This window comes from Polynucleobacter sp. 35-46-11 (genome assembly GCF_002281105.1).
On record NZ_NCFJ01000264.1, the window covers coordinates 1 to 3,525 of the forward strand.

The window sequence follows — 3,525 nt, forward strand, 5'->3', positions numbered from 1 at the left end:
CTCCCCACCCCCGAAAACGTCAGCCGAAGCTAAGCGGAATAACCAATCCAACCATCGACGGATCGATATTGGAAAGGAAGGAGGGGATTATACCCATCTAGCCCCCGTCTCGCTTTAATATGTAGGGCTATATCTGTAAGAAATTTGAAGGAAATAAGCCAATGCCAGCAAAGAAATCTGAGGGTCAGAAACCCGGTCTTGAGGTTCAAATCGACCCTAACTTGCGTTATGAGCAGGCTGTAAAGGAGCTGGAAAAGCTCATTTCTGACATGGAATCTGGCAAATTCTCTCTGGAGGAGACGCTTTTGGCCTATCAACGTGGTGCGGCACTCCTAAAACACTGCCAGGCCATGCTCGCTCAAGTTGAGCAGCAAGTTCGAGTATTTGAAGCCTAAGTCACGCGCAAATTAAGCCTTCATGAACAATACGCTTTCATTCGAGGATTGGGTTCGCACTCACGGGCAGCGAACTGAATTGGCTTTAGAGAACTTGCTCGATGCTGCCAATACAAACCCTGCACGTTTGCATGAAGCTATGCGATATGCTGCTCAAGGTGGCGGCAAACGTATTCGTCCTTTATTGGTTTATGCCGCTGGTGAGTTGGGTGATGAACCCAACGAAGTAAAGCAAGTTGCCTTAGATGCTGCCGCAGTAGCAATTGAATGCATTCATGCTTATTCCTTGGTGCATGACGACTTACCTTGCATGGACGATGATGATTTGCGTCGTGGCCGACCTACAGTACATAAGGCCTATGATGAGGCGACTGCTTTGTTAGTTGGCGATGCATTGCAGACTCGCGCATTTGAAGTGTTAGCAAACGCACCGTGCGACGCCGACATTCGCTTAGCCATGATTGGCGCATTAGCAAGCGCATCTGGTTCGCGCGGTATGGCAGGCGGGCAAGCAATCGACCTGGACAGTGTGGGAAAGAAATTGGATCTTGCCGGCTTAAAGCAAATGCACGCCATGAAAACAGGCGCTCTGCTTTCTTGTTCGGTGCAGATGGGTGGTATTGCTGCCAAACTTAATTCAGCCCAAATGCAGCATCTGCAAAATTACGCCCAAGCTTTAGGTTTGGCCTTTCAAATCGTGGATGATGTGCTCGATGCCACTGCAGATAGTCAAACCTTGGGTAAAACCGCTGGAAAAGACGCCGCTAATGACAAGCCAACCTATGTGACCTTGATGGGTTTAGACTATGCCAAGAAAGCAGCAAAAGATTTGCAAGAAACTGCAATTGCTAGCTTAGAGAGTTTTGGCCCTAAAGCCCAAGCCCTAAAAGATTTGGCTCTATTAGTGGTTAATAGAGGCAAATAAGATTACTGAAGATTTGATGACTTTAAATTCCATTCACTCCCCTGCAGATTTAAAAAAACTTCCTCGTGAGCAGCTTCCTGCACTCGCAGAAGAGTTACGTCAGTTTATTTTGGACTCTGTTTCTAAAACAGGGGGACACCTTTCCTCTAATTTAGGAACGGTTGAGTTATCAATCGCGCTGCACTATGTGTTTGATACGCCGGCAGATCGTGTGGTGTGGGATGTGGGTCATCAAAGTTATCCGCACAAAATATTAACTGGTCGTCGCGAGCGCATGAATACCTTGCGTCAGTTCGATGGCTTGTCCGGTTTTCCGCGTCGCGCTGAAAGTGAATACGATGCCTTTGGTACCGGTCACTCTTCAACGAGCATTTCTGCAGCGATGGGTATGGCGCGTGCCTTCCAGACCAAGGGCGAAAAACAAGTCGCTGTTGCGGTGATTGGTGATAGCGCGATGACAGGCGGTATGGCATTTGAGGCTATGAACAATGCGGGTGTGTATGACGACTTGCCATTGGTGGTGATTCTGAATGACAACGATATGTCGATCTCGCCAGCAGTGGGCGCGCTCAATCGACACCTCGCCAGATTGCTGAGTGGCAATATTTACTCTGCAACCAAAAAAGGTATTGATAGCGTTTTATCGATTGCTCCTCCTTTGCGTGAGTTTGCTAAACGCTTAGAAGATCATGCCAAGGGCATGGTCTCGCCATCAACCATTTTTCAAGAATTTGGTTTTAACTACTTTGGGCCAATTGATGGTCACGACTTAGATGCGCTTATTCCGATGCTGCAAAACGTACGCCGTTTGGCGCTCGAGGGTCGTGGCCCGCAGTTCTTGCATGTCGTGACGCGCAAGGGTCAGGGCTATGAGTTAGCTGAAGCAGACCCAGTTCTGTACCACGGGCCTAGTAAATTCAATCCAGAAGAGGGTGTTAAGAAGGCCACTTCCCCGTCGCAAAAAACCTTTACTCAAGTCTTTGGTGAATGGCTCTGCGATATGGCGCATGCTGATCCACTGTTGATTGGCATCACACCAGCAATGCGTGAAGGCTCCGGTCTCGTTGAGTTTGAACAGAATTTTCCGAAGCGTTATTACGATGTTGGTATAGCTGAACAACATGCAGTGACTTTTGCTGCTGGTATGGCATGCGAAGGTATGAAACCAGTTGTTGCAATCTATTCAACATTCTTACAGCGTGCATACGACCAACTCATTCATGATGTGGCTATTCAGGATCTGCCAGTATTGTTTGCATTAGATCGTGCAGGTTTAGTTGGTGCAGATGGCGCAACGCATGCTGGTGCGTATGACATTCCATTCTTGCGCTGTATTCCGAATATGTTGGTATTGACGCCAGCAGATGAAGCGGAGTGCCGTGATTTATTGACTACCGCATTTCATCAGCCGCACCCAAGCGCAGTGCGCTACCCACGTGGTGCTGGTGTAGGAACGATTCCTTCAAAAGAATTACGTATCGTGCCATTAGGCAAAGGTGAGTTACGCCGTAAGTCCAATGCGCCTGCTGGGCAGCGTATTGCGATTTTGGCTTTTGGTACTTTGCTGTACCCAGCGCTCGAGGTTGCTGAAAAAATCGATGCCTCGGTTGCCAATATGCGTTTTGTAAAACCATTAGATCTTGAGCTCCTCAAATCTTTGGCGCAAGACCATGATTATTTTGTGACGATTGAGGATGGTGTGATTCAGGGTGGTGCTGGTAGTGCATGTTTAGAAGCTCTTTCTGCTATGGGTATTAACAAGCCCCTATTGCAACTAGGTCTACCAGATGAATTCGTGGAACATGGCGATTACAAACTCCTGATGAGTAAATGTGGTCTCGACTCTGAGGGGATTACGAAGGCTATTTCCTTACGTTTTCCAGTTAAAACTACTGCAAATCCTGTTGCTGCAGGCAAATAAGTCATTTTTGCCTGAAAATAGAGCTATGAACGACATCAACACCGCCTTTCTCAAACCGCAAACCATGCCGGATATTCAGTCCTCGCATGATGAGCGTGCTTTACCAATTGAGCAGGTGGGTATTCGGGGATTACGTCATCCATTAAGCATTCGTACTCAGACAGGTGTGATGCCAGCTGTCGGTAATTTTGAGATGGATGTGGCTTTGCCTGCGCATGTGAAGGGCACCCACATGTCCCGCTTCATTGCGCTCTTACAAAAACACAATGAACCAATTGATAGCG

General features: G+C 47.7%; 4 protein-coding genes. All 4 read left to right on the forward strand.

The genetic code is table 11. The features are described 5' to 3' along the window. The first annotated feature begins 161 nt into the window (after positions 1–161). Positions 162–395 carry an exodeoxyribonuclease VII small subunit gene (gene xseB / locus B7Y67_RS13160; protein ID WP_015421852.1) on the forward strand — a complete coding sequence of 78 codons (234 nt, stop codon included), beginning with the start codon at positions 162–164 and terminating at the stop codon, positions 393–395. A gap of 22 nt (positions 396–417) precedes the next feature. Further along, positions 418–1,320 carry a polyprenyl synthetase family protein gene (locus B7Y67_RS13165; protein WP_293599044.1) on the forward strand — a complete coding sequence of 301 codons (903 nt, stop codon included), beginning with the start codon at positions 418–420 and terminating at the stop codon, positions 1,318–1,320. Between the two features lie 16 nt (positions 1,321–1,336). Continuing rightward, entirely contained in the window at positions 1,337–3,241 is a 1,905-nt protein-coding gene (gene dxs / locus B7Y67_RS13170; RefSeq protein ID WP_293599045.1) for a 1-deoxy-D-xylulose-5-phosphate synthase, read from the forward strand. 25 nt (positions 3,242–3,266) lie between these two features. Next, the coding region (locus tag B7Y67_RS13175) for a GTP cyclohydrolase, FolE2/MptA family (RefSeq protein ID WP_293599046.1) at positions 3,267–3,525 on the forward strand (259 nt) is incomplete at its 3' end.